21 protein-coding genes are annotated in these 21,214 nt (G+C 72.5%); 11 read left to right on the top strand and 10 right to left on the bottom strand.

The window, feature by feature from the left end; genetic code table 11:
• Positions 1-15 precede the first annotated feature (15 nt).
• A complete protein-coding gene (locus ACSJD1_RS15595) occupies positions 16-1,110 on the top strand; it encodes a serine hydrolase domain-containing protein (protein WP_438856197.1) in 1,095 nt (364 codons plus the stop codon).
• On the opposite strand, the gene ACSJD1_RS15590 is transcribed toward ACSJD1_RS15595, so the two are convergent.
• Positions 1,107-2,090: an SIS domain-containing protein gene (locus tag ACSJD1_RS15590; protein WP_438856196.1), complete on the bottom strand. Its 984-nt coding sequence runs from the start codon at positions 2,088-2,090 to the stop codon at positions 1,107-1,109. The two genes, ACSJD1_RS15595 and ACSJD1_RS15590, sit on opposite strands and share 4 nt — an antisense overlap.
• Positions 2,054-3,232, bottom strand: coding sequence for a hypothetical protein (locus tag ACSJD1_RS15585; RefSeq protein WP_438856195.1), 1,179 nt, complete (start codon positions 3,230-3,232; stop codon positions 2,054-2,056). The genes ACSJD1_RS15590 and ACSJD1_RS15585 overlap by 37 nt, the downstream gene beginning before the upstream one ends.
• A gap of 120 nt (positions 3,233-3,352) precedes the next feature.
• Between ACSJD1_RS15585 and ACSJD1_RS15580 the strand changes: the two genes are divergently transcribed.
• Genes ACSJD1_RS15580 through ACSJD1_RS15565 form a run of 4 tightly spaced genes read left to right on the top strand, consistent with a single transcriptional unit; the run spans position 3,353 to position 7,431 of the window.
• Positions 3,353-4,456: a polyamine ABC transporter substrate-binding protein gene (locus ACSJD1_RS15580; RefSeq protein ID WP_438856194.1), complete on the top strand. Its 1,104-nt coding sequence runs from the start codon at positions 3,353-3,355 to the stop codon at positions 4,454-4,456.
• 11 nt (positions 4,457-4,467) lie between these two features.
• Entirely contained in the window at positions 4,468-5,370 is a 903-nt protein-coding gene (locus tag ACSJD1_RS15575) for an ABC transporter permease (RefSeq protein WP_438856193.1), read from the top strand.
• The gene (locus ACSJD1_RS15570) at positions 5,363-6,214 is read left to right on the top strand and encodes an ABC transporter permease (protein ID WP_438856192.1); all 852 of its coding nucleotides are present in this window, start codon (positions 5,363-5,365) and stop codon (positions 6,212-6,214) included. Before ACSJD1_RS15575 ends, ACSJD1_RS15570 begins: the two co-directional genes overlap by 8 nt.
• The gene (locus tag ACSJD1_RS15565) at positions 6,211-7,431 is read left to right on the top strand and encodes an ABC transporter ATP-binding protein (protein WP_438856191.1); all 1,221 of its coding nucleotides are present in this window, start codon (positions 6,211-6,213) and stop codon (positions 7,429-7,431) included. The genes ACSJD1_RS15570 and ACSJD1_RS15565 overlap by 4 nt, the downstream gene beginning before the upstream one ends.
• Here the strand turns inward: ACSJD1_RS15565 and ACSJD1_RS15560 are convergent.
• Positions 7,413-8,021, bottom strand: coding sequence for a TetR/AcrR family transcriptional regulator (locus ACSJD1_RS15560; protein WP_438856190.1), 609 nt, complete (start codon positions 8,019-8,021; stop codon positions 7,413-7,415). The two genes, ACSJD1_RS15565 and ACSJD1_RS15560, sit on opposite strands and share 19 nt — an antisense overlap.
• A gap of 133 nt (positions 8,022-8,154) precedes the next feature.
• On the opposite strand from ACSJD1_RS15560, the gene ACSJD1_RS15555 reads away from it, so the two are divergent.
• Genes ACSJD1_RS15555 through ACSJD1_RS15540 form a run of 4 tightly spaced genes read left to right on the top strand, consistent with a single transcriptional unit; the run spans position 8,155 to position 13,954 of the window.
• A complete protein-coding gene (locus ACSJD1_RS15555) occupies positions 8,155-9,501 on the top strand; it encodes a glycosyltransferase (RefSeq protein WP_438856189.1) in 1,347 nt (448 codons plus the stop codon).
• Between the two features lie 8 nt (positions 9,502-9,509).
• The gene (locus ACSJD1_RS15550; protein ID WP_438856188.1) at positions 9,510-10,910 is read left to right on the top strand and encodes an NAD(P)/FAD-dependent oxidoreductase; all 1,401 of its coding nucleotides are present in this window, start codon (positions 9,510-9,512) and stop codon (positions 10,908-10,910) included.
• A gap of 10 nt (positions 10,911-10,920) precedes the next feature.
• A complete protein-coding gene (locus ACSJD1_RS15545; RefSeq protein ID WP_438856187.1) occupies positions 10,921-12,378 on the top strand; it encodes an aminobutyraldehyde dehydrogenase in 1,458 nt (485 codons plus the stop codon).
• Positions 12,379-12,436: 58 nt separating this feature from the next.
• A complete protein-coding gene (locus ACSJD1_RS15540; RefSeq protein WP_438856186.1) occupies positions 12,437-13,954 on the top strand; it encodes an LssY C-terminal domain-containing protein in 1,518 nt (505 codons plus the stop codon).
• 17 nt (positions 13,955-13,971) lie between these two features.
• Here ACSJD1_RS15540 and ACSJD1_RS15535 read toward each other — a convergent pair whose 3' ends face one another.
• Together ACSJD1_RS15535 and trhO are read right to left on the bottom strand one after the other, a co-directional pair.
• Positions 13,972-15,087: a DNA glycosylase AlkZ-like family protein gene (locus ACSJD1_RS15535; RefSeq protein WP_438856185.1), complete on the bottom strand. Its 1,116-nt coding sequence runs from the start codon at positions 15,085-15,087 to the stop codon at positions 13,972-13,974.
• A 143-nt stretch (positions 15,088-15,230) separates the two neighbouring features.
• On the bottom strand, positions 15,231-16,130 hold the full coding sequence (trhO, locus tag ACSJD1_RS15530) for an oxygen-dependent tRNA uridine(34) hydroxylase TrhO (protein WP_438856184.1): 900 nt from the start codon (positions 16,128-16,130) through the stop codon (positions 15,231-15,233).
• 138 nt (positions 16,131-16,268) lie between these two features.
• Here trhO and ACSJD1_RS15525 point away from each other — a divergent pair, with 138 nt between their 5' ends.
• Positions 16,269-16,805 carry a YbhB/YbcL family Raf kinase inhibitor-like protein gene (locus ACSJD1_RS15525; protein ID WP_438856183.1) on the top strand — a complete coding sequence of 179 codons (537 nt, stop codon included), beginning with the start codon at positions 16,269-16,271 and terminating at the stop codon, positions 16,803-16,805.
• 31 nt (positions 16,806-16,836) lie between these two features.
• Here ACSJD1_RS15525 and ACSJD1_RS15520 read toward each other — a convergent pair whose 3' ends face one another.
• From ACSJD1_RS15520 to ACSJD1_RS15510, 3 genes are read right to left on the bottom strand one after another with little or no spacing between them, the layout of a single operon-like run.
• Positions 16,837-17,058, bottom strand: coding sequence for a PLD nuclease N-terminal domain-containing protein (locus ACSJD1_RS15520; RefSeq protein WP_438856182.1), 222 nt, complete (start codon positions 17,056-17,058; stop codon positions 16,837-16,839).
• 43 nt (positions 17,059-17,101) lie between these two features.
• Positions 17,102-17,740, bottom strand: coding sequence for a LysE family translocator (locus ACSJD1_RS15515; RefSeq protein WP_438856181.1), 639 nt, complete (start codon positions 17,738-17,740; stop codon positions 17,102-17,104).
• A gap of 60 nt (positions 17,741-17,800) precedes the next feature.
• Positions 17,801-18,184, bottom strand: coding sequence for a VOC family protein (locus tag ACSJD1_RS15510; protein ID WP_438856180.1), 384 nt, complete (start codon positions 18,182-18,184; stop codon positions 17,801-17,803).
• Positions 18,185-18,240: 56 nt separating this feature from the next.
• Here ACSJD1_RS15510 and ACSJD1_RS15505 point away from each other — a divergent pair, with 56 nt between their 5' ends.
• Entirely contained in the window at positions 18,241-19,371 is a 1,131-nt protein-coding gene (locus ACSJD1_RS15505) for an enoyl-CoA hydratase/isomerase family protein (RefSeq protein ID WP_438856179.1), read from the top strand.
• Positions 19,372-19,394: 23 nt separating this feature from the next.
• On the opposite strand, the gene sufU is transcribed toward ACSJD1_RS15505, so the two are convergent.
• Positions 19,395-19,835, bottom strand: a complete 441-nt coding sequence (gene sufU / locus ACSJD1_RS15500; protein ID WP_438856178.1) for a Fe-S cluster assembly sulfur transfer protein SufU — start codon at positions 19,833-19,835, stop codon at positions 19,395-19,397.
• A complete protein-coding gene (locus tag ACSJD1_RS15495) occupies positions 19,835-21,148 on the bottom strand; it encodes an aminotransferase class V-fold PLP-dependent enzyme (RefSeq protein ID WP_438856177.1) in 1,314 nt (437 codons plus the stop codon). Before ACSJD1_RS15495 ends, sufU begins: the two co-directional genes overlap by 1 nt.
• Positions 21,149-21,214: the final 66 nt, after the last annotated feature.

Here is a 21,214-nt window from a genome sequence, read left to right as displayed (position 1 = left end):
AACCGAGGTGGGGTGATGCATGCGGGCGTAGCGTCGTCGGCCGCGCGGGAGCCGCTCCGATTCGGTGCCGCGTCGATGATGGTCGCGGCAGTGCTGCTCGTCTCCGGGTGTTCGGTCGGCGATACCGCCGCAGACTCGGCCGGCACCCGGACGCCGACGCCCCCGTCGTCGGGTGGGGCGACGTCGGGCGACGCCGAACTGCTCGCCGCCGTCGGCGGCACGTTCGGCGATGGGGTCGATCGGGCGGCGGTCGCCCTGGTGATCGACGACGAGGTGCGCACCGCGTTCGTGAACGCCGACGCCTCGACGATGTTCGAGTTCGGATCGATCACGAAGGCGCTCACGGGACTCCTGTTCGCGGAGGCCGTCCGACGTGGTGAGGTGGCCGTCGACGACCCGGTCGGCGACTTCCTCGAACTCGGGACCTCGGATGCGGCGTCCGCCACCCTCGACCGGCTCGCGACCCATCGGGCCGGGATGCCGGACCTCCCGGACGCGTCGACGGACGACGACCCCTTCCCGGACGAGGCGGGTGCGCTCGTCGCGCAGGCGATGACCGTCGAGGTCCTCGATGACGCCGACTTCTCGTACGACAACGTGGGCCCGGCCCTGCTCGGCCAGGCGCTCGCGGCGGCCGCGGGCACCGAGTACTCGCAGTTGCTCCGGGAGCGCGTCCTCGATCCGGCGGGCATGGACGGCGCGGTGGTCGTCGGCACGGATGCCGAGGTGCCGGACGGCCTCCAGCCGGGCTACACGCTCGCCCAGATCCCGGTCGAGCCGTGGACCTTCGGCGAGTACGCGCCGGCTGGGGGCGTCGCCGGGACCCTCGACGACCTCGTGGGCCTCGCGCGCTCGGTCATCTCGGGTCCCTTCGCCGACAGCGCGGCACTCGATCCGGTGTTCGAGATCAACTCGCGGTTCGCGATCGGCTACCTCTGGTTCGTCGATTCGCGCAGCGCTCGCACGGTCACCCTCCACTCGGGCCAGACCGGGGGCTACTCGAGCGTGCTGTTCGTCGACCGCGAGGCGGGCGTGGCCTCGATCGTGCTGTGGAATGCTCCGGGCGACGCGGAGGAGGTCGCCCTGCGACTGCTGCTCCTGGCCGACTAGTCGCGGCGAGGAGGCACTGCGAGTCGGCGCTCGGCGACGAGTTCGCCGAGGAGGGCGTCGGCGAGGGCCGCGACGATCGGATCGTCGTCGCCCGGATAGCGGACGGTGAGCTCCGCGCCGTCGAGGACGCCGCCGACGGCCGCGAAGCGCGAGCCGCGCTGGTGCATCCAGTCGAGCGCCTGCGCGTCCCAGGCGGAGCCGGCGAAGACGAGCGCGCGGTAGTCCTGCGTCTTCGTGAGGTAGACGTCGACGTGCGACCAGTCGCCGGTCTCCGACGCGAAGGCGCCGAGGCGCGGCACCTCGCGCAGCATGAGCGCCGACTGCTGGGCGCTCGACAGGCGCTCGGCGGGCGCGAGCGCCCAGGTGCCGTCCGGCCCCGTCAGCAGGTCGGCGAGGGGGTCGAGCCAGTCGCCGGACGAGTGGAGCAGCGCCGCGTTCGCGTCGGCCCCGCGCCGCAGGGCCGCGGCGTCGAACCGTGCGGGCGGCGCCGTGCCGAGGAGCTCGGCGAGCACCTCGTCGAGCACCGTGAAGGTCGCGCGGAACGTGCGGCACGCGACGCCGGACGCCTCGACCCCGGCGTGCAGCGGGACCACGACGTCGGCCGCCTGGGCGAGCGGCGACTCCGGGCGATTCGTGATCGCGACGAGCCGACCGGTGCCGCGGTAGCGCTCGATCGCGCGGAGGACCTCGACGCTCCCGCCGGTGGCGGAGACCGCCACCACGACCAGGTCGGGCGCGGCGGGCGGCAGCAGCTCGACGCTCGCGAGCTCCACGAGCACGTTCGCCCCGACGGCGCGGAAGCGTCGCGCGACGACGTCGGCCGCGTAGCGGCTCGACCCCATGCCGAGCACGAGCACGCGAGAGGCGCCGAGCAGCGCGAGGCGGTCGAGCCCCGCGATCCCGTCCTCGAGCGCGTCGGCGAGCCGGCCGAGCGCGTCCGGGATCAGGTCGAGGTCGGCTCGAAAGGCGGCGGTGTCCACGGGTCCTCCGGAAGCTCGTCGGTCGAGGGGTAGCGGTGCGTGATCGCCGCATCGGGCGCGTAGCGCCAGCGCGGCAGGAACCGGTCGGCGTACGTGAGCTCGGCGGCCAGCTGCTCGGCCTCGAGCCCGGGCACGAGCGCGGGGTCGAACAGCTCGCTCCGCACGAGCGTCGCACGGTAGGCCTCGAGCAGCGCGCGGCGGGCGCGGTCGGCCCAGGCGAACGCGGCCGGCTCGGCCCGGCCGAGTCGCTTCTGGGCGACGGCCGCGACGAGGTCGAGCGACACGAGCAGGTGCGCGACGTCGCGCGCGGCGGCATCCGCCCGGCCCCGTTCGGAGGCGTCGAGCTGGGGATCGCCGTCGAAGTCGATGACCGTGTACCTCGGCGGAGTGCCGGGGGAGCGGAGCACCTGCCCGACGTGCAGGTCGCCGTGCAGGTCGAACGCGAGGCCGGGCGCTGCGGTACCGAGCGAGCGGATGTCGCGGCGCAACTCCTCGGCGCGGTTCGCGAGGCGAGCGGTCGACGGGCCGTCCGAGCGGCCGGTCGTCTCGAGCGCGGCGTCGAGCGCCGCGAGCGCGCGCTGCTCGCGCTCAGCGGGCGCGTCGTCGGGCGCGGGCCGCGCGTGCGTGCCGAGCACGTCGTGCAGCCGCGCGACGGTCGCCCCGAGCACCGCGGGGAAGTCGGGCTCCGGCCCGTCGCCGCCGAGCGACGCGACCACGTCGTCGACGGCCCAGTCCCAGCCGTCCTGCGCGTCGGGCAGGTACTCGGTGACGACCGCGAGCGTCGAGGTGCCGAGCGCGGGATGCTCCCAGTCGACGCGTCCGGCGTAGCCGGCGACATCCGTCGACCCGGCCTCGGCGAGGAGCTGCAGGAGGTGCGCGGCCCGATCGGCCGCCCCCCGACGCCCCACGACCTTCACGACGAGCCGTGCGTCGACGATGATCGACGTGTTCGTCTGGTCGACCGCGATCGCCCGCTCCGCGGCATCCGTCGGAACGCTCGGATCGACGAGCCGCGCGAGCTCGCGCGCGATGCCGTCGCCAGCCGCCGGTCGTGCCCCGTCGAACGTCACCTCGCCGGAGGGCGCGACCGCGAGCGTGCGGCCGGCGATCTCGGGCCGCTCGCCACCGAGCAACGAGTTCATTGAATCCGGATTGTAACAACTGTGCAAAACAGGCTCCAGAGCGTCCAGAAAAGCATTGCGGTTTCTTGATGCCCGGTGCAACAATTCCTCAACCTTTCCGACGTCCCCAGGAGGTACCTCATGCCCACCATGCGTCGCATCTCCATCGCAGCGGCCGGCACCGCTGCACTCGCGCTCGTCCTCTCGTCCTGTGCCGGCGGTGACGGCGGCGACGGGTCCGGCATCGACCGCACCGCCGACCTCTCCGAGCAGACGCTGACCGTCTCGATCTGGGCCGACTACTACCCCGAGGACCTCGCCGAGAAGTTCGAGGAGGCGACGGGCGTGAAGACGACCATCGTCAACCACGCCACGAACGAGGACGTGGTGGCCAAGCTCACCGCGAGCTCCGACCCCGGCATCGACGTCGCCTTCGTGTCGGGCCAGTACGCGCAGGCACTCGCCGAGCAGGGCCTCCTGCAGGAGCTCGACAAGGAGCTCGTCCCCAACGAGTCCAACCTGTATCCCGAGGCGCTCGAGCTCGCCTACGACGAGGGCAACGTCTACTCCGAGCCCTATGCCTGGGGCACCACGGGCCTCTGCTACCGTCCCGACCTCACCGGCTTCGCACCGACGTCGTGGAACGACCTGCTGAACCCGAAGCCCGAGCTCGACGGCAAGACCACGATGCTCTCGACCGACCGATGGCTCGCGCTTCCCGCGCTGAAGGCGGCCGGGTACTCGGTCAACACGACCGACGACGCCGAGCTCGAGGAGGCGAAGGCGCAGCTCCTCGAGACCAAGCCGACCCTGCTCGCCTACGACGACACGACCTTCTACTCCAAGCTCGTCTCTGGCGAGGCCGCCATGGTCGAGGCGTGGGACGGATGGTGCAACTACGGCATCGCCGAGAACCCCGACATCGAGTTCGTGGTCCCCGACGAGGGCGCCGACCTCTGGGTCGACACCATGACGGTGCTGAAGAGCTCGGAGAACAAGGAGGCCGCGATGGCCTTCATCAACTACATCCTCGACCCCGAGGTGCAGACCTGGGTCGCCGAGAACATCCTCTACAAGGTGCCCAACCAGGTCGCCATGGAGGCGCTGGACCCGACGCTCATCGAGTCGTACCCGACGCTCGGCATCACGGTCGACGAGCTCTTCGAGCAGGAGGTGATCGTCGACCTCGGCGAGGACTCGCTGAAGTACGTCGACCTGAACGCGGAAGTCCTCGCGACCAACTGACCCGGAGCGCCGTGACCACCACGACCCCGCAGGCGACCCCCGCCGTGCGCGCCCAGCGCGCCCGGCGGGGGCTCGCCGCCGCCCCGTTCCTCGCGCCCGGCATGCTCTTCCTCATCGTCTTCATGGCGATCCCGGTCGGGCTGCTGGCGTTCTACACGTTCTTCAAGCGAGGCCGCTTCGGCGGGCTCGTGTTCGAGTTCACGCTCGACAACTGGGCGAAGCTCGCCGAACCGCTCTACGTGGGCGTCATCCTGCAGTCGATCGGGCTCGCGTTCATCGTCACCGTGCTCGCGCTGCTCCTCGGCTACCCGATGGCGTACGCGATCGCCGGGCTCTCGCCCAAGTGGCGGACCGTGGCGCTCGTCGCCGTCGTGCTGCCGTTCTGGACCAACTTCCTCATCCGCACGTACGCCTGGATCCTGCTGCTGAACAACGCCGGGTTCGTGAACCAGTGGCTGCAGGCGATCGGCCTGACCGACGAGCCGATCTCGATGCTCTACACGCCGCAGGCGATCGTCGTCGGCCTCCTCTACATGTACCTGCCGCTCATGGTCCTCCCGCTCTACGCGTCGCTGCAGCAGCTCGACCCCTCGCTCCGCGAGGCCGCGACGAACCTCGGCGCCTCGCCATGGCGAGCGTTCCGCACCGTGACGCTGCCGCTCTCGCTCCCCGGCGCGCTGACCGGCTGCATCTTCGTCTTCGTGCCCGCCATGTCGAACTTCGTGATCCCGGAGCTCATCGGCGGCGGCAAGACCGTCATGGTCGGCAACCTCGTGCGCGACCAGTTCTACGAGGCGCGCGACTGGCCGTTCGGCGCGACGCTCGCGCTCGTGCTCACGATGCTGCTCGTGGTCGTCATCGTGATCCAGGCCGCGGTCTCCCGCCGCATCACGGAAGGACCGCGCCGTGGCTGACGCGACCGCTCCCGAGACCGAGACCGCGATGACGGATGGCGCGCCCGCGCCGCGCACGCCGGCCCTGCGCCGCGGGAAGCCCCGCGGCATCCTCGTGCCCCTGTGGCTCGGCTACGTGTTCCTCTACCTGCCGATCCTCGTCGTCGTCGTGATGAGCTTCAACGAGTCGCGCAACCTGTTCGTCTGGACCGGGTTCTCGCTGCGCTGGTACCCCGAGCTCTTCGCCGACGAGGCCATGATGCGGGGCCTCGTGAACACGCTCATCGTGGCGACCGGGGCGACGCTCATCGCGACCGTGCTCGGCACGCTGCTGGCCTACGGCATCCACCACTACACGCGCGGCGGACTGATCCGGGCGTTCGCCATCGCGCCCGCGATCCTGCCCGACCTGCTGCTCGGCATCGGACTGCTCACCTTCTTCTCCCTGCTGAGCGTCACGCTCGGGCTGCACTCGGTGATCCTCGCGCACGGCGTATTCGCGACCGCGTTCGTCACGGCGATCGTGCTCGCGCGCATGGCGAACCTCGACCCGAGCCTCGAGGAGGCCTCGCGCGACCTCGGCATGGGGCCCGCGAAGACGTTCCTCCGGGTCACGCTGCCGCAGCTCGCGCCCGGCATCGTCGCGGGGGCCCTGCTCGCCTTCACCCTCTCGCTCGACGAGTTCGTGATCGCCTTCTTCACGACCGCGCCGACGCAGCCGACGCTGCCGATCGTCATCTACTCCATGGTGCGCTTCGGCGTCACCCCCGAGGTGAACGCCCTCGCCACCCTCCTGCTGCTCGTGAGCATCGTCGCGGTGATCTCGGCGCAGCGCCTCACCCGACTGACAGGACCGCAACGATGACCGCCGAACCCCTGCTCCGCGTCGACGGCGTCCGCGCCGTGTACGGCGACACCGTCGCCCTGCACGACATCTCGCTCGACATCGCGCACAACGAGTTCTTCGCCCTGCTCGGCCCGTCGGGCTGCGGCAAGACGACGCTCCTGCGCTCGATCGCCGGCTTCGAGACGCCCGCCGCCGGCCGGATCACGGTCGACGGGCTCGACCTCCTGCCCCTGCCCGCGCACAAGCGTCCCGTGAACATGATGTTCCAGAGCTACGCGCTCTTCCCGCACCTGTCGGTCGAGAAGAACATCGCGTACGGGCTCGAGGCCGAGGGCGTCGGCCGCGCCGAGATCCGCACGCGCGTCGGCGAGGTCATGGAGGTCGTGCGGCTCGGGCACCTCGCCAGGCGCCGGCCCTCGCAGCTCTCGGGCGGCCAGCGCCAGCGCGTCGCGCTCGCGCGCGCGATCATCAAGCGGCCGAAGCTGCTGCTCCTCGACGAGCCGCTCTCGGCGCTCGACCGGCAGGTGCGCGCGTCGATGCAGCTCGAGCTCAAGCGCCTCCAGCACGAGGTCGGGCTCACGTTCGTCGTCGTGACGCACGACCAGGAGGAGGCCATGTCGATGGCCGACCGCATCGCGGTGCTCAACGAGGGCCGCCTCGAGCAGCTGGCGACCCCGCAGGAGCTCTACGCCGAACCCGTCTCGCGGTTCGTCGCGGCGTTCATCGGCACCGCGAACCTGCTCGACGGCGACGCGACCGCCGACGGCGTGGCGGTGCCGGGGATCGGGCTCGTTCCCGCGTCGCACGCGCTCGCCGCGGGGTCGCCCGCGACCGCCGTCGTGCGCCCGGAGGACGTCACGGTCGGCGCCGACGTCTCGGGCGGGCTGCGCGGCACGGTGGTCGACACCTACTTCCTCGGCGGGGCGACGACGATCTCGGTCGAGGTGCCGGGCCTGCCCGCGCCGCTCCTCGCGAGCGTGCACGGCGCGACGCGGCTCGCGCGCGGTGTCGAGGTCGGCGTGGCGTTCGGCCGCGCGTCGGCCGTTCCGCGCGACCCCTCGCAGCCGCCGTCGCACGGCACGACCATCCCCACGACGGCGATCCCGGTGACGGATGCCGCGGCGGCCGAAACCGACGACGACGGCGGCGCGGACGCGGGCATCGCGACCGCGTCCGGCCGAACCGGAGCGCCCGGGGCATCAGCCCCGAACCGGTCTCAGGACGTCAGCGCGTGACCCGTCGCCAGGCGCGCGTACTCGCGCAGCAGCTCGGCCGCCGCCGCGCGGTCGAGCGTCGGGTGCTTGGCGACGATGCGATAGCCGTACGCATCCTCGAGCGCGACGAGGTTGCGCGCGATCACGAGCGTCGGCTGTGCGAGCGTGAAGAGCCCGCGCGCGGCGCCCTGCTCGAGGACCACCTGGTACATGCCGACCTGGCGGTCGTAGAGCGTCGTGAGCAGCGACGCCATGAGCGGGTTGCGGCCGGCGGAGCCGCCCAGCTCGCACAGCAGGCGGACCTCGGTGTCGTCGGAGCCGCTCGGCAGCCCGGAGTCGATGAGGGCGAGCAGGCGCACGACCGGGTCGTCGGGCAGGCCCTCGAGCATGCGGACGCGGCCCTCGTAGAACCGCTCCATGCCGGCGCGGTTCGCCTCGAACATGAGCTCGTCGATGTCGGGGTAGTAGTACAGCACGGCGCCGGACGTCAGCCCGGCCTCCTCGGCCACCCGGTTGAGGCGCGCCCCGTCGGGCCCGTGCGCCGCGATCGCCCGCTGCGCCGCCGCCACCAGCTGGCTCCGGCGTTCCTCCTGCCGCTTGGGCCTCGCCATGGTGCTCCCTCCCGAGCGGACAGATTGTCTGCACTGCCCCGCAATGTTAGCCCGGAATCGCCTCGAAATACAGGGTTTCCGGTGTGCTGAATTCTCTATATCCTGCTGCAAAGAATCGATGAACGGAGTCGCAATGTCCGACGCTCGCCGCACCTTCCTCTTCATGCCCGAGAGCGCCTACGGCCCCACCAACAACTGCATCGGCATCGCCAACGAACTCGTGAAGCAGGGCCACCGGGTGGTGTTCGCCGCCGAGCGCTCGTGGCAGGGCAAGCTCACCGCGCTGGGCTTCGAGGAGGACCTCGTCGACCTCGCGCCGGTCGAGGAGCCGGCCGAGGGCGCCGAGGAGGCCGAGCAGGACGCCGGCCAGTTCTGGAAGGACTACATCAAGGAGGTCGCGCCCGAGTTCCGGAAGACGACCGCCGAGCAGCTCGAGACCGTGACCCTCCCCATCTGGGAGGAGCTCGTCAACGGGGCGAAGTTCTGCGAGCCGCAGCTGCAGGCGATCATCGGGCGCGTGCAGCCCGACGTCATCATCGAGGACAACGTGCTCACCTTCCCGGCGCTCGTCACCGCGGGCGTGCCGTTCGTGCGGATCGTCAGCTGCAACCCGCTCGAGGTTCCCGGCGACGACATCGCGCCGGTGTTCTCCGGCCTCGGCGAGGACGACCGCGAGGGCTGGGCGGCGTTCCGCGCCGAGTACGACCGCACGCACCGGGCGCTCTGGGAGTCGTTCGACGCCTGGGTGCAGGAGCAGGGCGCGCCGCCGCTGCCCGACCTCGAGTTCATCCACACGGGCGACGCGAACCTCTACGTCTTCCCGGAGGAACTCGACTACACCGACGTGCGCCCGCTCGACGACAGCTGGCACCGGCTCGACTCGTCGGTCCGCGAGACCGAGCAGGCGCCGGCCGACCTGCCCGACTCGTTTACCGACGGGAGCCGGCCGCTCATCTACTTCAGCCTCGGCTCGCTCGGCTCCGCCGACGTCGACCTGATGAAGCGCGTCATCGCCGCGCTCGCCGAGCTGCCGGTCAACGTGATCGTGTCGAAGGGTCCGCTGCACGACGAGTTCGAGCTCGCCGACAACATGTGGGGCGCCGAGTTCCTCCCGCAGACCAGGCTGCTGCCGCTCGCCGACCTCGTCATCACGCACGGCGGCAACAACACGACGACCGAGGCCATGCACTTCGGCAAGCCGATGATCCTGCTGCCGCTCTTCTGGGACCAGTACGACAATGCCCAGCGCGTCGACGAGCGGGGCTACGGCCGTCGCCTCGACACCTACGGCTTCACGGCCGACGAACTCCGCGCGACCGTCACCGGGATCCTCGCCGACGACGAGCTCCGCGCCCGCTGCGAGGCGGCCGGCACCGCCATCCGCTCGCGCCACGGTGTCGCGAAGGCCGCCGAGATCATCGCGGGCGTCGGGCTGCCGGTCGGCGCGGGCGTCGGCTCCTCCGCTGCGGGGGTCGAGTGAGTGCGTCGATGACGGACGCCGCCGCCGCGGCGATCTCCGACGCCGCACCTCGCCCCTACTGGACCGACCGCCCCGAGGCGCCGGCCCGGCGTCCGGCCCTGGCCGGGCGGCACGAGGCCGACCTCGTCGTCGTCGGCGCCGGGTTCACCGGGTTGTGGGCCGCGTGGCGCGCGCTCGAGCGCGGGAGCGCGGCATCCGTCGTCGTGCTCGAGGCCGAGCGGGTCGGCTACGGGGCGAGCGGGCGCAACGGCGGGTTCGTCTCGTCGTCGCTGACCCACGGGCTCGCGCACGGCACCATGGTCTGGCCCGACCAGGTCGGGGCGCTGCACGAGGAGGGCGAGCGCAACCTCGCCGACCTCGTCGCGACGATCGAGGCCGCGGGCATCGACTGCGACCTGCGCCGCGTCGGCAAGACGACGCTCGCGGTCGAGCCGTGGCAGGTCGACGGGCTCCGCGAGGCGGTCGAGCTCGGCGCGCGCCACGGCGTCGCCCTGGAACTGCAGTCGCGAGACGAGGTGCAGGCCGACGTGCACTCGCCCACGTACCTCGCGGGGCTCCGCGACCGGAGCGGCACCGTCCTCGTCGACCCGGCGCGACTCGCATGGGGCATGGCCGTCGAGCTCGAGCGCCGGGGGGTCCGGATCCACGACGGTTCGCGCGTGACCGGGATCGATCGCTCCGGGACCGGAGTCGTCGTGCGCACCGACGGAGGCGAGGTCGTCGCGCGCGGCGCGATCGTCGCGACCGCGGCGTATCCCGCGCCGCTGAAGCGCCTCGGTTCGTACATCATGCCGCTCTACGACCACGTGCTCATGACCGAGCCGCTGACGAGCGCGCAGCGCGAGTCGATCGGCTGGGCGGAGGGCCAGGGGCTCACCGACGCGGGCAACCAGTTCCACTACTACCGGCCGACCGCCGACGGGCGCATCCTGTTCGGCGGCTGGGACGCGGTCTACCACCGCGGCGGGCGCGTCGATCCGGCCTACGAGCAGCAGGGCGGCTCGCACGCGCTGCTCGCGCGCCACTTCGCCGACACCTTCCCGCAGCTCGAGGGCGTGCGGTTCACGCACCGGTGGGCCGGCCCGATCGACTCGACCACCCGGTTCACGGCCGCGTACGGCACCGCCCGCGGCGGACGCGTCGCCTACGCCGTCGGCCACACCGGGCTCGGGGTCGGCGCGTCCCGCTTCAGCGCCGACGTCGCGCTCGACCTGCTCGCGGGCGAGCCGACCTCGCGGCTCCGGTACGACATCGTGCGCCGCCGCCCGTTCCCCGTCCCGCCGGAGCCGTTCCGGAACCCGATCATCCAGTACACGCGGCGCAGCATCCTCGCCGCCGACGCGCACGAGGGCCGCCGCAACCTGTGGCTGCGCACCCTCGACCGCTTCGGCCTCGGCTTCAACTCCTGAAAGGCACCCCATGACCACCACCGGCACGTTCATCGGCGAGTACCGCGCCGGCACGGGCGGCGACGCCGTCATCGTGAACCCCGCGACCGAGACCGAGGTCGCGGCGTACCGCGAGTCCGGCCTCGCCGACGTCGACGAGGCCGCCGCCGCCGCCCGCGCCGCCCAGCCCGACTGGGCCGCGAAGACGCCGGGGGAGCGTTCGCTCGCACTGCTCCGCCTCGCCGACGCCATCGAGGCCGACGCCGAGCACCTCGCGACGCTCGAGGTGGAGGACTCCGGCAAGCCGTGGACCACCGCCTTCGACGGCGAACTGCCGTTCGCCGTCGACAACCTGCGCTTCTTCGCGGGGGCCGCGCGCTCCCTCGACGGCACCGGCGCCGGCTCGTTCTCGAACGGCTACACGTCGATCCTCACTCGGCGCCCCGTCGGCGTGGTCGCCGGCATCACGCCGTGGAACTTCCCGCTCATCATGGCGGTCTGGAAGGCCGGCCCCGCGCTCGCCGCGGGCAACGCGGTCATCGTGAAGCCGGCTCCCGCGACGCCGCGCACCACGCTGCGACTCGCCGAGCTCGCCGTCGAGTCGGGGCTTCCCGCCGGGCTCCTCAACGTCGTCACGGGCGACGCCGAGGTCGGCCAGGCGCTCGTCGGCCACCGCGAGGTCGACATGGTGAGCGTCACCGGTTCCACGCAGACCGGCAAGGCCGTCATGCGCGGCGCCGTCGAGGGCGTCAAGCGCGTGCACCTGGAGCTCGGCGGCAAGGCGCCCGTCATCGTGTTCGCCGACGCCGACCTCGGGGCGATGGCGCAGGCCGTCGCGCTCGGCGCGACCTACAACACGGGTCAGGACTGCACCGCGGCCACCCGCGTGTACCTCGAGCGGTCGGTCTTCGACGACGGCGTCGCGGCGCTCCGGCAGGCGCTCGCAGGCGTCGTCGCCGGCGATCCGATGGACGCCGACACCCACATCGGCCCGCTCATCTCGCGCGGGCACCGCGACCGCGTCGACGGGTTCGTGAGCCGCGCCGTCGCCGAGGGCGCCGAGGCGCTCGTCGGCGGCCACGCGATCGAGCGCACCGGGTCGTACTACGCGCCGACCCTCCTCGTCGGCGCGGCCCAGTCGTCGGAGATCGTGCAGGGCGAGGTCTTCGGGCCCGTGCTCGTCGCACTCCCGTTCGACGGCGAGGCCGATGGCATCCGCCTCGCCAACGACAGCGCCTACGGGCTCGCGTCGTCGGTCTGGACCTCGGACGTCGCCCGCGCGATGCGCGTCAGCCAGTCGCTCGACGTCGGCGTCACCTGGGTGAACGACCACCTGCCGATCGCCTCGGAGGCCCCGCACGGCGGGGTCAAGGGATCCGGGTTCGGCAAGGACATGTCGCTCGAGCCGCTGCTCGACTACTCGGTCACGCGGCACCTGATGATCCGTCACGCGCCGCCGCCGGAGACGACGGGCTTCCGGCCCGCCTGAGTCGCCGCACTCCGCCTCGCACCGCCGGGATGCGCCGCGGCGGGGCTAGCATGCGAACATGCGGGCGGAGGTCGTCGACGACAGGCCTCCGCCGCCCCTGCCGCCGCGCACGTCGTTCACGAGCCTGCTCGACGGGTTCTTCTTCGTGTTCGCCGGGGTCGCGGCGGTCTGGCTCGCGTGGCTCATCTTCAACCAGTCGTTCTCGTTCGGCTGGGCCGGCATCGGCTTCTTCCTCGCGTTCTGGGTCGTGCTCGCCTACCTCGTCCTGCCTCGGCTGCATCGCATCCTGACCACGATCTACGTCCCCGACTACTTCATCGGGCGCACGCGCACGAGCGACGGGCTCCTCGGCGACCCGGTGAACCTCGCCTTCGACGGCGAGGAGGCGGCGCTGCACGCCGCGATGCGGGCGGCCGGATGGACGAGGGCCGACGACGTGACGCTGTCCTCGAGCCGGCGCATCATCACCTCGACGCTCACCCGCCGCAGCTACGACGAGGCGCCGGTGAGTCCGCTGTTCCTCTTCGGCGCGAAGCAGGACTTCGCCTACCAGCAGGAGGTCGCGGGCAACCCCGCGAAGCGGCACCACGTGCGGTTCTGGCGCACGCCCGACGGTTGGCTGCTCCCCGGCGGCCGCCGCGTCGACTGGCTCGCGGCGGGCACGTTCGACCGCTCGGTCGGGTTCTCGCTGTTCACGCTGCAGGTCACGCACAAGATCGACGCCGACATCGACGTCGAACGCGACCACATCGTGCAGACACTGATCGACGCCGACCCCGGAATCCGCGTCGAGACCCTCCGCGACTTCTCGACCGGCTACCACTCGCGCAACGGCGGCGGCGACACCATCCGGACCGACGGCGACCTGCCGGTCGTGCGGGTCGGGCTCCCGAACGCGGTCGAGCCCGAGGTGCCGGGCGACGCATCGACCGCGGCCGAGTCCCACGCGGCTGCGCGCTCGACGACCGCGGAGGCCATGGGCACCGGCACCGGCACCGGCACCGGCTCGCGCTCAACCGACCGAACTGGCACGGTCGCGAAGCGGGCCGCGTTCGAGTCGCCGCTGCGCCTCGCCGAGCGCGAACCGCTCCGGCGGATGCCTCGGCCGACTGCGACCGCATTCGGCGCCGCGCTCGTCGTGCTGCGGGTCCTCGCCGGCGTCGTGTGGATCATCGGGGTCGCCATCCAGTGGGACCAGCTCCTCCTGAACGAACTCGGCGTCGACGCCGCGACCGATGCCGACACGGCCGACGCCGCACGACTCGCCCTCGTCTTCGTCGTCGTGCTCAGCAGCGCGGTGCTCCTGGTCGAGCTCCTGATGGCCTTCCGGATCTGGGCCGGAGGGAACCTCTCGCGCATCGCCGTGATGCTCTTCGCGACCTTCGGCATCACGGGCGCGGCCGTGGCCTCCTTCAACGGCGATGCCGAGGTCACGGTGCGCACCACGTTCGTCACCGTCGCCCTCGACATCCTGGTGCTGCTCGCGCTGTCGAGCCGCGACGCGCGCGCGTTCGCGCGGCAGTCGCGCCGGCGCGGACGCCCGCGCCGAACGGCGCGCCGTCCCCAGGCGGCGTGACCGCACGCGGCGTGACGTCAGGCGAGCCCGATGGCACGCCCGGAGAGCTCCAGACCGAGCCATCCGGCCAGCGAGTCGAGTTCGCCGAACACGGCCTCGACGACCTCGCGGGTGAACGGCGCATCCTCGTGGATCGCGTCGACGCGGAGCACGCCCCCGGCGCGGTCGGCGGTCGCGTCGACCTTCCCGACGAGTCGATCGCCGTGCAGGATCGGCATCGCCCAGTACCCCCACCGCCGCTGCGACTTCGGCTTGTACATCTCGAGCACGTACTCGTAGTCGAAGAGCTCGTCGAGGCGCCGCCGATCGAAGACGAGCCGGTCGAGCGGCGACAGCAGGGCGGTCCGAGGCGCGAGCGGCTCGTCGACCCGCGTGAGCGCCTCCTGGTCGACGCGCCACGTTCCGCGCAGCCCCTCGACGCGCGCCGCCTCCCCGATGCCGCGGGTGTCGATCGGCTCGCCGGGCGAACTCGCCCCCCGTCCCTCGCGAAGGATGCCGAGCGAGGCGAGCTGGCGCTCGTTGCGGCGGCGGTACGCGACCTCCTCGTCGACATCGTCACCGGCCGGGGCCGCGGGGTGCACGCGCTCGGCGAGGTCCCAGAGCCGGGCACCGTCGCGCCGCCCCGAGACGGCGACGTCGCCGCGCGCCGCCAGCACCTCCATCATCCGCTGCACGTTCTTGTCGTTCGTCCACCCCGTCGACGACCACGGCACGACCGAGGTGTCCGGGATCTCGGTCGCCGGCAGCGGCCCCTCGGCGGCGAGCCGGATGAGGACATCGCCCCGGAACGCCGCATTCGCGGCGAGCCAATTCCGCGTCGGCTCGTACACGGGCGCGTCCCGCATGGCCGGCCGGAACAGCGCGAGGTCGCTCATCGGCCGCACCATCATGTCGATTTCGAAGACCGTGCGGTCGACCTTGAGCGCCCGCGTGAGCTCGGCCGGATCGTACGACTCGCCGAGCCGGCTCCAGAGCACGAGGTCGGCGCTCGGCGCGACCGCCGAGACCGGATCGACCTTGAGGAACGTCAGCCGTCGCACGACGTCGAGCACGTCGACCGGCCGCTCGGCCTCGAGCGCCTGGGCCCGTACCGCGATGCGGCGGGCCTGCGCCCGCGACAGCTCGACGACCATGCCGCCACGCTACGCCCGCCCGCCGAAGTGCAGCCGTCTCGGCGGCCGTCGATCGAGGGTGTCGTCAGAATCGGCGGGTTCGGAGCCCGGGGCACTCGCCGAATGCGACGACGACCGACGACGGCCGATCGTGGAGGCGCGGGTCAGGCGACGGATGCCGCGTGCTCGGCGCACCACGCCGGCGTGCACGCCTCGCAGCGCACGAGCTGCGTGCGGCACGAGGCATCCGCGCAGTTCACCGTGCGGTTCGTGGCCCCGCCGCAGCCCTCGCAGACGCCGACGACCGCCGCGTGGTCGCTGAAGTCCACCGAGCCGCGCCCGTCGAACACGTAGAGCGAACCCTCCCAGAGCCCGTCGTCGCCGTAGCGCTCGCCGTACCGGACGATGCCGCCCTCGAGCTGGTAGACCTCGCCGAAGCCGCGGCTCGCCATGAGGCTCGAGAGCACCTCGCAGCGGATGCCGCCCGTGCAGTACGTGACGACCGGGCGGCCCTTCAGGTGGTCGTACGCGCCCGAGTCGAGCAGCCCGATGAAGTCGCGCGTCGTCTCCGTCGGCGGCACGATCGCGTCGCGGAATCGACCGATCGCGGCCTCGACCGCGTTGCGTCCGTCGAAGAAGACGACCTCGTCGCCCCGCTCCGCGACGAGTTCGTGCAGCGCGTCGGGGGAGAGGCGGGCACCGCCGCCGACCACGCCCGACTCGTCCACGCGGAGTTCGCCCGGCGCACCGAACGAGACGATCTCGTCGCGCACCTTGACGCTGAGCTTCGGGAAGTCGACGCTCCGCAGGTCGTCGTCGAGCCCGCTGCCCTCGCTCCACTTCACGTCGAGTCCGCGGAACCCGGCGTACTCCTTCGTCTTCCGCACGTAGCGCTTCAGGGCGCCCATCTCGCCGCCGAGCGTGCCGTTGATGCCGTCCTTCGACACGAGCACCCGCCCGCGGAGGCCGAGCGACTCGGCGAGGTCGCGCTGCCACAGCCGGATCGCGTCGGGGTCGGCGAGCGGCGTGAAGGCGTAGAACAGCAGGATCTTGGGCGTCGGCACCCCGAGATCCTAGGGGCGCAGGCTGGGCGGATGCCGCGACGCGGCGTGTGCGCGGAGGGCGGCATCCGGTCGGACGTACCCTGACCCCGACCGCCGACCGGGCCGTCCGCCCGGACGTCGCCGACCAGGAGGTTCGAGATGCTCGACGTGGATCCCTACGACGCGTTGCAGAAGCTCCGCCCAGCGGGCTCGTTCGCGGTGACCAGTTCCGACTTCGTCGACGGCGGGCCCCTGGCCCGGCCGCAGTGGAGTCATGGTGCGGGCGGCGTCGACCGCTCGCCGCAGCTGTCGTGGAGCGGGTTCCCCGAGCGCACGCGCGGCTTCGCCGTCACCTGCCTCGACGTCGACGCGCCGACCGGCTCGGGCTGGTGGCACTGGGCGGTGCTGAACCTGCCGCTCGAGACGACGAGCCTCGATGCGGGGGCAGGTGCGCCCGGCGGACCGCCGCTGCCCGACGGCGCGATGGTGCTCGCCAACGACGACGGCGACCGCGGGTTCGGCGGCGCGTCGCCGCCGCGCGGCACGGGTGAGCACCGCTACGTGTTCGTCGTGCACGCGCTCGACGTGCCGAGCCTCGAGCTCGACCCGGCATCGAGGCCCGCGGTGCTCGGCCTCCGGTGCTTCGCCCACGCGCTCGCACGCGGCATCCTCGTCGGAACCGTCAACCGCGACTGAGGGCGCCCGGCCGCGGTCCGCCGCGAGCGGGTCAGTCGACGCGCCGCCCGAACAGGAAGTACGAGATCGGGCCGATGAAGTTCACGGCGATCACGATCGCCCAGACCCACTTGCGGCCGTTCACGTCCCGCTGGTCGCGCTTGGCCAGGTCGGTCCACGCGGCTGTCGCCAGCGCGAGCTGGATCACCCCCGTGACGATTCCCCTGACCTGCTGACCCCGACTGAGGTCGCTCCACTGCTTCGCCTTGGCCATGGCTCCTCCGATCCCCGGTGCCGGCCCGTCCCCACCGACTGTTCTAGTGCTTGTTCCCCGACAGCGCCAGCACTCCGCCGAGGCCGATCATCATGACGCCGCCCGAAGCCGCGAGGTGCGACGCCCGCCGCGGCGAGCGCGCGAACCAGTCGCGCGCCCAGCCGGCCGCGAGGGCCCACACCGAGTCGCACGCGAGCGCGAGCACCACGAAGGCGGTGCCGAGCATCGCCATCTGCAACGGGATCGCGCCCGCGTGGAAGTCGACGAACTGCGGCAGCACGGCGACGAAGAACGCGATGGTCTTCGGGTTCGTGACGCCGACGACGAAGCCCTCGCCGAGCAGGCGCCACGGCGAGCGCGGCGCGACCTGACGGGTGACGGCGTCCGCGGCATCCCCCCGATGCCGGATCGCCTGGATGCCGAGGTAGACGAGGTAGAGCGCCCCCGCGATCTTGATGCCCGTGAACAGGACGACCGACTGCGCGACGACCGTGCCGACGCCGAGCGCGACCGCCGCGACGAGCGGAAGCATGCCGATGGCGTTGCCGATGACGCTGAGCAGCCCGCCCATGCGGCCGAGCGCGAGCGAACGGCCGATGACGAACAGCACGCTGGGCCCCGGGATGACGATGAGCACCACCGAGGCCAGCACGAACGCCCAGAGGTTGGAAGCCGGGACCACGAGGGCGATCCTACGCTCGCCGGCGGCGAGCGACTGCTCGGCGGGCGACTGCTCGGCGGGCTACTCCTCGTCGGGCGGCGGCGCGATCGGCTGCCCGAGCCGCACGCGGGTGCCGAACGGGTCGCTGACGAGCGAGACGCGCTCGCCCCACTCGCTGTCCGACGGCTCCTCGACGACGAGGAACCCGGCTTCGGCGAGCGAGGTCGTCACCGCGTCGACGTCATCGACGTAGAACCACAGCAGCATGCCGGCGCCTTCGCCGGCCGTCGCCCCCTCGGCGAGGCCGAGGCCGACCTGCGAGGACCCCGCCTGCAGGGTGGCGAACACCGGTTCGCCCTCCGGCGGGAAGCGGTACGTGACGGTGGCGCCGAGGCCGTCGCGGTAGAACCGCAGCGCGGCCTCCATGTCGGGCACCTCGACGATCGGGAACGCGGATTCGATCATGGTCCCTCCCGTGCCCGACGCTACGCGGCCCGAGGGGATGCCGCTACCGTTGCACCGTGAGCGAGCACATCTCCGCGAGCGTGGCCGACGGCGTCGGCCACCTGACGCTCGAGCGGCCCCAGGCGCTGAACGCGCTGAGCTACGAGATGATCCGCGCGCTCACCGCCGTGTTCGACGCGTGGCGGCACGACCCCGAGGTCTCGATGGTCGTGCTCGACGGCGCGGGCGAGCGCGGGTTCTGCGCGGGAGGGGACGTCCGCGAGCTCTACACGTACGCCACGGGCGGCCACGTCGCCGAGGCGCTGCGCTTCTTCCGCGACGAGTACCGGTTGAACGCCGCCATCGCGCGCTACCCGAAGCCCGTCGTCGCGATCATGGACGGCATCACGATGGGCGGCGGCATCGGGCTCGCCGGCCATGCGTCGATCCGCATCGTGACCGAGCGCTCGCGCGTCGCGATGCCCGAGACCCGAATCGGCTTCACGCCCGACGTCGGCGGCACGTGGCTCCTCGGCCGGGCCCCGGGCGAGCTCGGCACGCACCTCGCCCTGAACTCGCGCACGATGGACGCCGCAGACGCGATGCACGCCGGCTTCGCCGACGCCTTCGTGCCGAGTGCGAGCATCCCGCACCTGCTGCAGGCGCTCGAGGAGCGCGCCGACCCCGGCACGCCGTCCGAGATCGTGATGCTCTTCGACGAGACGCCCGGGCCGTCCGCGCTCGCCGCGGCCCGCCCGTGGGTCGACGCCTGCTTCTCCGCGCCGACCGTGCACGGGATCATCGACCGCCTCCGGGCGTTCGCCGAGGGGCGAGCGGATGCCGCGTGGGGCGCGCCCGGCGGGGGCGACGGGTCCGTCCATCCGGCCGGCCAACCGGCGCACGCCTATGCGGAGGCGGCCGCCGACGAGCTCGAGGCGCTCTCGCCCACCGCGCTCGCCGTCACGCTCGAGGCGGTGCGGCGCGCCCGCACCCTGCCGAACCTCGAGGCGGCACTCGAGCAGGAGTTCCGCGCCGTGTCGTGGTTCATCGGCCAGCACGACCTGCACGAGGGCATCCGCGCGCAGGTCATCGACAAGGACCGGTCGCCGACGTGGGACCCGCCCACGCTCGACGACGTGCCTGCGGGGCTGCCCGCACGCGTGCTCGAGGAGCAACTGCACGACCCGGTCTGGCCGGGAGGCCGCTGAGGTCCGCTCCGCGGGGTGCCGGGTCAGCGCGCCTTCGCGACCGCCGCCTCCAACGCGACCCACGAGAGCATCGCGCACTTGATGCGCATGACGTACTTCGAGACGCCGTGGAACGCGATCGCGTCACCGAGCACGTCCTCATCGGGCACGCCCTCGCCCTTCGAGCGGAGCATCGTGCGGAACTCCTCGGCGAGTCCGAGCGCCTCCTCGACCGGTCGCCCGGCCACGAGGTCGGTGAGCACCGACGCCGATGCCATCGAGATGCTGCATCCGTCGCCCTGCCAGGCCACCGCGTCGATGCGCTCGTGCGCATCGTCGAGCTTCACCCGGAGCGTGATCTCGTCGCCGCACGTCGGGTTGTATTCGTGATGCTCGGCGTCGGCGCCCTCGAGCGGACCGTCGCCGTGCCTCGCCTTCGCGTGGTCGAGGATGATCTCCTGGTAGAGGCCTTCGAGGTTCGCCATCACGCGGCTCCCGTTCCGAGTCCGAAGAAGGTGCGGACCTCGCCGAGCGCGGCGACGAACCGGTCGGCCTCTTCCGCGGTCGTGTAGACGTGGGCGCTCGCTCGCGTCGTCGCCGTGATGCCGACCGCACGGTGCAGCGGCTGGGCGCAGTGGTGGCCGACCCGCACGACGAGTCCGGCGTCGTCGAGGAACTGGCCGACGTCGTGCGCGTGCACGCCGTCGACGGCGACGCTCACGAGCCCCGCGCGGGCCTGCCCGGGCTGGGGCCCGACGATGCGGACGCCGGGGATGCCTGCGACGCCGGTCGCGACGCGCTCGGCGAACGCGTCCTCGTGGGCGGCGACGGCGTCCATGCCGAGTCCCTCGAGGTAGCGGACGGCCGCGGCCAGCCCGATCGCCTGCGACACCGGCTGCGTGCCGGCCTCGAAGCGCTGCGGTGCGGGCAGGAACTCGGCCGTCTCGAACGTCACGCGCGTGATCGTCGAGCCGCCCGTGCGGGCGGGCGGCAGTGCGTCGAGGAGCTCGGCGCGCCCGTACAGCACGCCGATGCCGTTCGGCCCGAGCATCTTGTGGCCCGAGAACGCGGCGAAGTCGACGCCGTAGCCCGCGAAGTCGACGGGGCGGTGCGGCACCGACTGGCAGGCGTCGAGCACGACGAACGCCTGCGGCGCCCGGGCGCGCACCGCCGCCACCACGTCGGCGACGGGCACGATGAGCCCCGTCACGTTCGAGATCTCGGCGAATGCGACCACGCGCGTGCGCGGGGTGAGGACCGCGACGAGGTCGTCGACCGACCAGCAGCCGTGCTCGTCGACCTTCACCGGGACGAGTCGGGCCCCGGTCCGCTGGGCGACGCGCTGCCACGGCAGCAGGTTCGCGTGGTGCTCGGCCTCCGTCAGCACGATCTCGTCGCCGGGCTCGAGCGCGAAGCGCGCGGCATCCGCCCCGCCGATGCCGGCGCTCGCGTCGGCGATGCCGAGCGCGACCATGTTGAGCGCGTCGGTCGCGTTCTGCGCCCACACGATCTCGCGGTCGTCGGCCGCACCCACGAACCGGGCGAGGTCCGCACGGGCGTCCTCGAAGCGGGTCGTCGAACGGCCGGTCGCGGCGCTCGCGCCGCGGTGCACGGCGGCGAGGTCGTGCTCGAGGTAGTCGCGTTCGGCGTCGAGCACGGCCGTCGGGCGTTGGGCCGTCGCGGCCGAGTCGAGGTACGCGGTGGGTCGTGCGTCGCCGGATGCCGCGAACGCCGGGAAGTCGTGCCGGATGTCGTCGATGGCGCGTGCGCCCACGCGTTCGGTGTCGGTGGGGATCATCCCCTCCATCGTCCCATGCCCCGGCCGTGAGGTCGCCGTCAAGACCGGGCGCGACCCGGCGCGGTT

Source organism: Agromyces excoecariae, from assembly GCF_051715505.1.
Taxonomy (GTDB): domain Bacteria; phylum Actinomycetota; class Actinomycetes; order Actinomycetales; family Microbacteriaceae; genus Agromyces.
Note: the sequence above shows the minus strand (reverse complement) of the source record. Positions and strands in the feature narration are given on the sequence as shown.

Excerpts from the sequence above, each read along its gene's own strand:
- ACSJD1_RS15495 (WP_438856177.1), bottom strand. The coding sequence starts at position 21,148 with ATGATCCCCACCGACACCGAACGCGTGGGCGCACGCGCCATCGACGAC.
- ACSJD1_RS15510 (WP_438856180.1), bottom strand. The coding sequence starts at position 18,184 with ATGATCGAATCCGCGTTCCCGATCGTCGAGGTGCCCGACATGGAGGCC.
- ACSJD1_RS15540 (WP_438856186.1), top strand. The coding sequence starts at position 12,437 with ATGCGGGCGGAGGTCGTCGACGACAGGCCTCCGCCGCCCCTGCCGCCG.
- ACSJD1_RS15535 (WP_438856185.1), bottom strand. The coding sequence starts at position 15,087 with ATGGTCGTCGAGCTGTCGCGGGCGCAGGCCCGCCGCATCGCGGTACGG.
- ACSJD1_RS15560 (WP_438856190.1), bottom strand. The coding sequence starts at position 8,021 with ATGGCGAGGCCCAAGCGGCAGGAGGAACGCCGGAGCCAGCTGGTGGCG.
- ACSJD1_RS15525 (WP_438856183.1), top strand. The coding sequence starts at position 16,269 with ATGCTCGACGTGGATCCCTACGACGCGTTGCAGAAGCTCCGCCCAGCG.
- ACSJD1_RS15580 (WP_438856194.1), top strand. The coding sequence starts at position 3,353 with ATGCCCACCATGCGTCGCATCTCCATCGCAGCGGCCGGCACCGCTGCA.
- ACSJD1_RS15520 (WP_438856182.1), bottom strand. The coding sequence starts at position 17,058 with ATGGCCAAGGCGAAGCAGTGGAGCGACCTCAGTCGGGGTCAGCAGGTC.
- ACSJD1_RS15545 (WP_438856187.1), top strand. The coding sequence starts at position 10,921 with ATGACCACCACCGGCACGTTCATCGGCGAGTACCGCGCCGGCACGGGC.
- sufU (WP_438856178.1), bottom strand. The coding sequence starts at position 19,835 with ATGGCGAACCTCGAAGGCCTCTACCAGGAGATCATCCTCGACCACGCG.
- ACSJD1_RS15585 (WP_438856195.1), bottom strand. The coding sequence starts at position 3,232 with ATGAACTCGTTGCTCGGTGGCGAGCGGCCCGAGATCGCCGGCCGCACG.
- ACSJD1_RS15550 (WP_438856188.1), top strand. The coding sequence starts at position 9,510 with ATGACGGACGCCGCCGCCGCGGCGATCTCCGACGCCGCACCTCGCCCC.
- ACSJD1_RS15555 (WP_438856189.1), top strand. The coding sequence starts at position 8,155 with ATGTCCGACGCTCGCCGCACCTTCCTCTTCATGCCCGAGAGCGCCTAC.
- ACSJD1_RS15565 (WP_438856191.1), top strand. The coding sequence starts at position 6,211 with ATGACCGCCGAACCCCTGCTCCGCGTCGACGGCGTCCGCGCCGTGTAC.
- ACSJD1_RS15595 (WP_438856197.1), top strand. The coding sequence starts at position 16 with ATGCATGCGGGCGTAGCGTCGTCGGCCGCGCGGGAGCCGCTCCGATTC.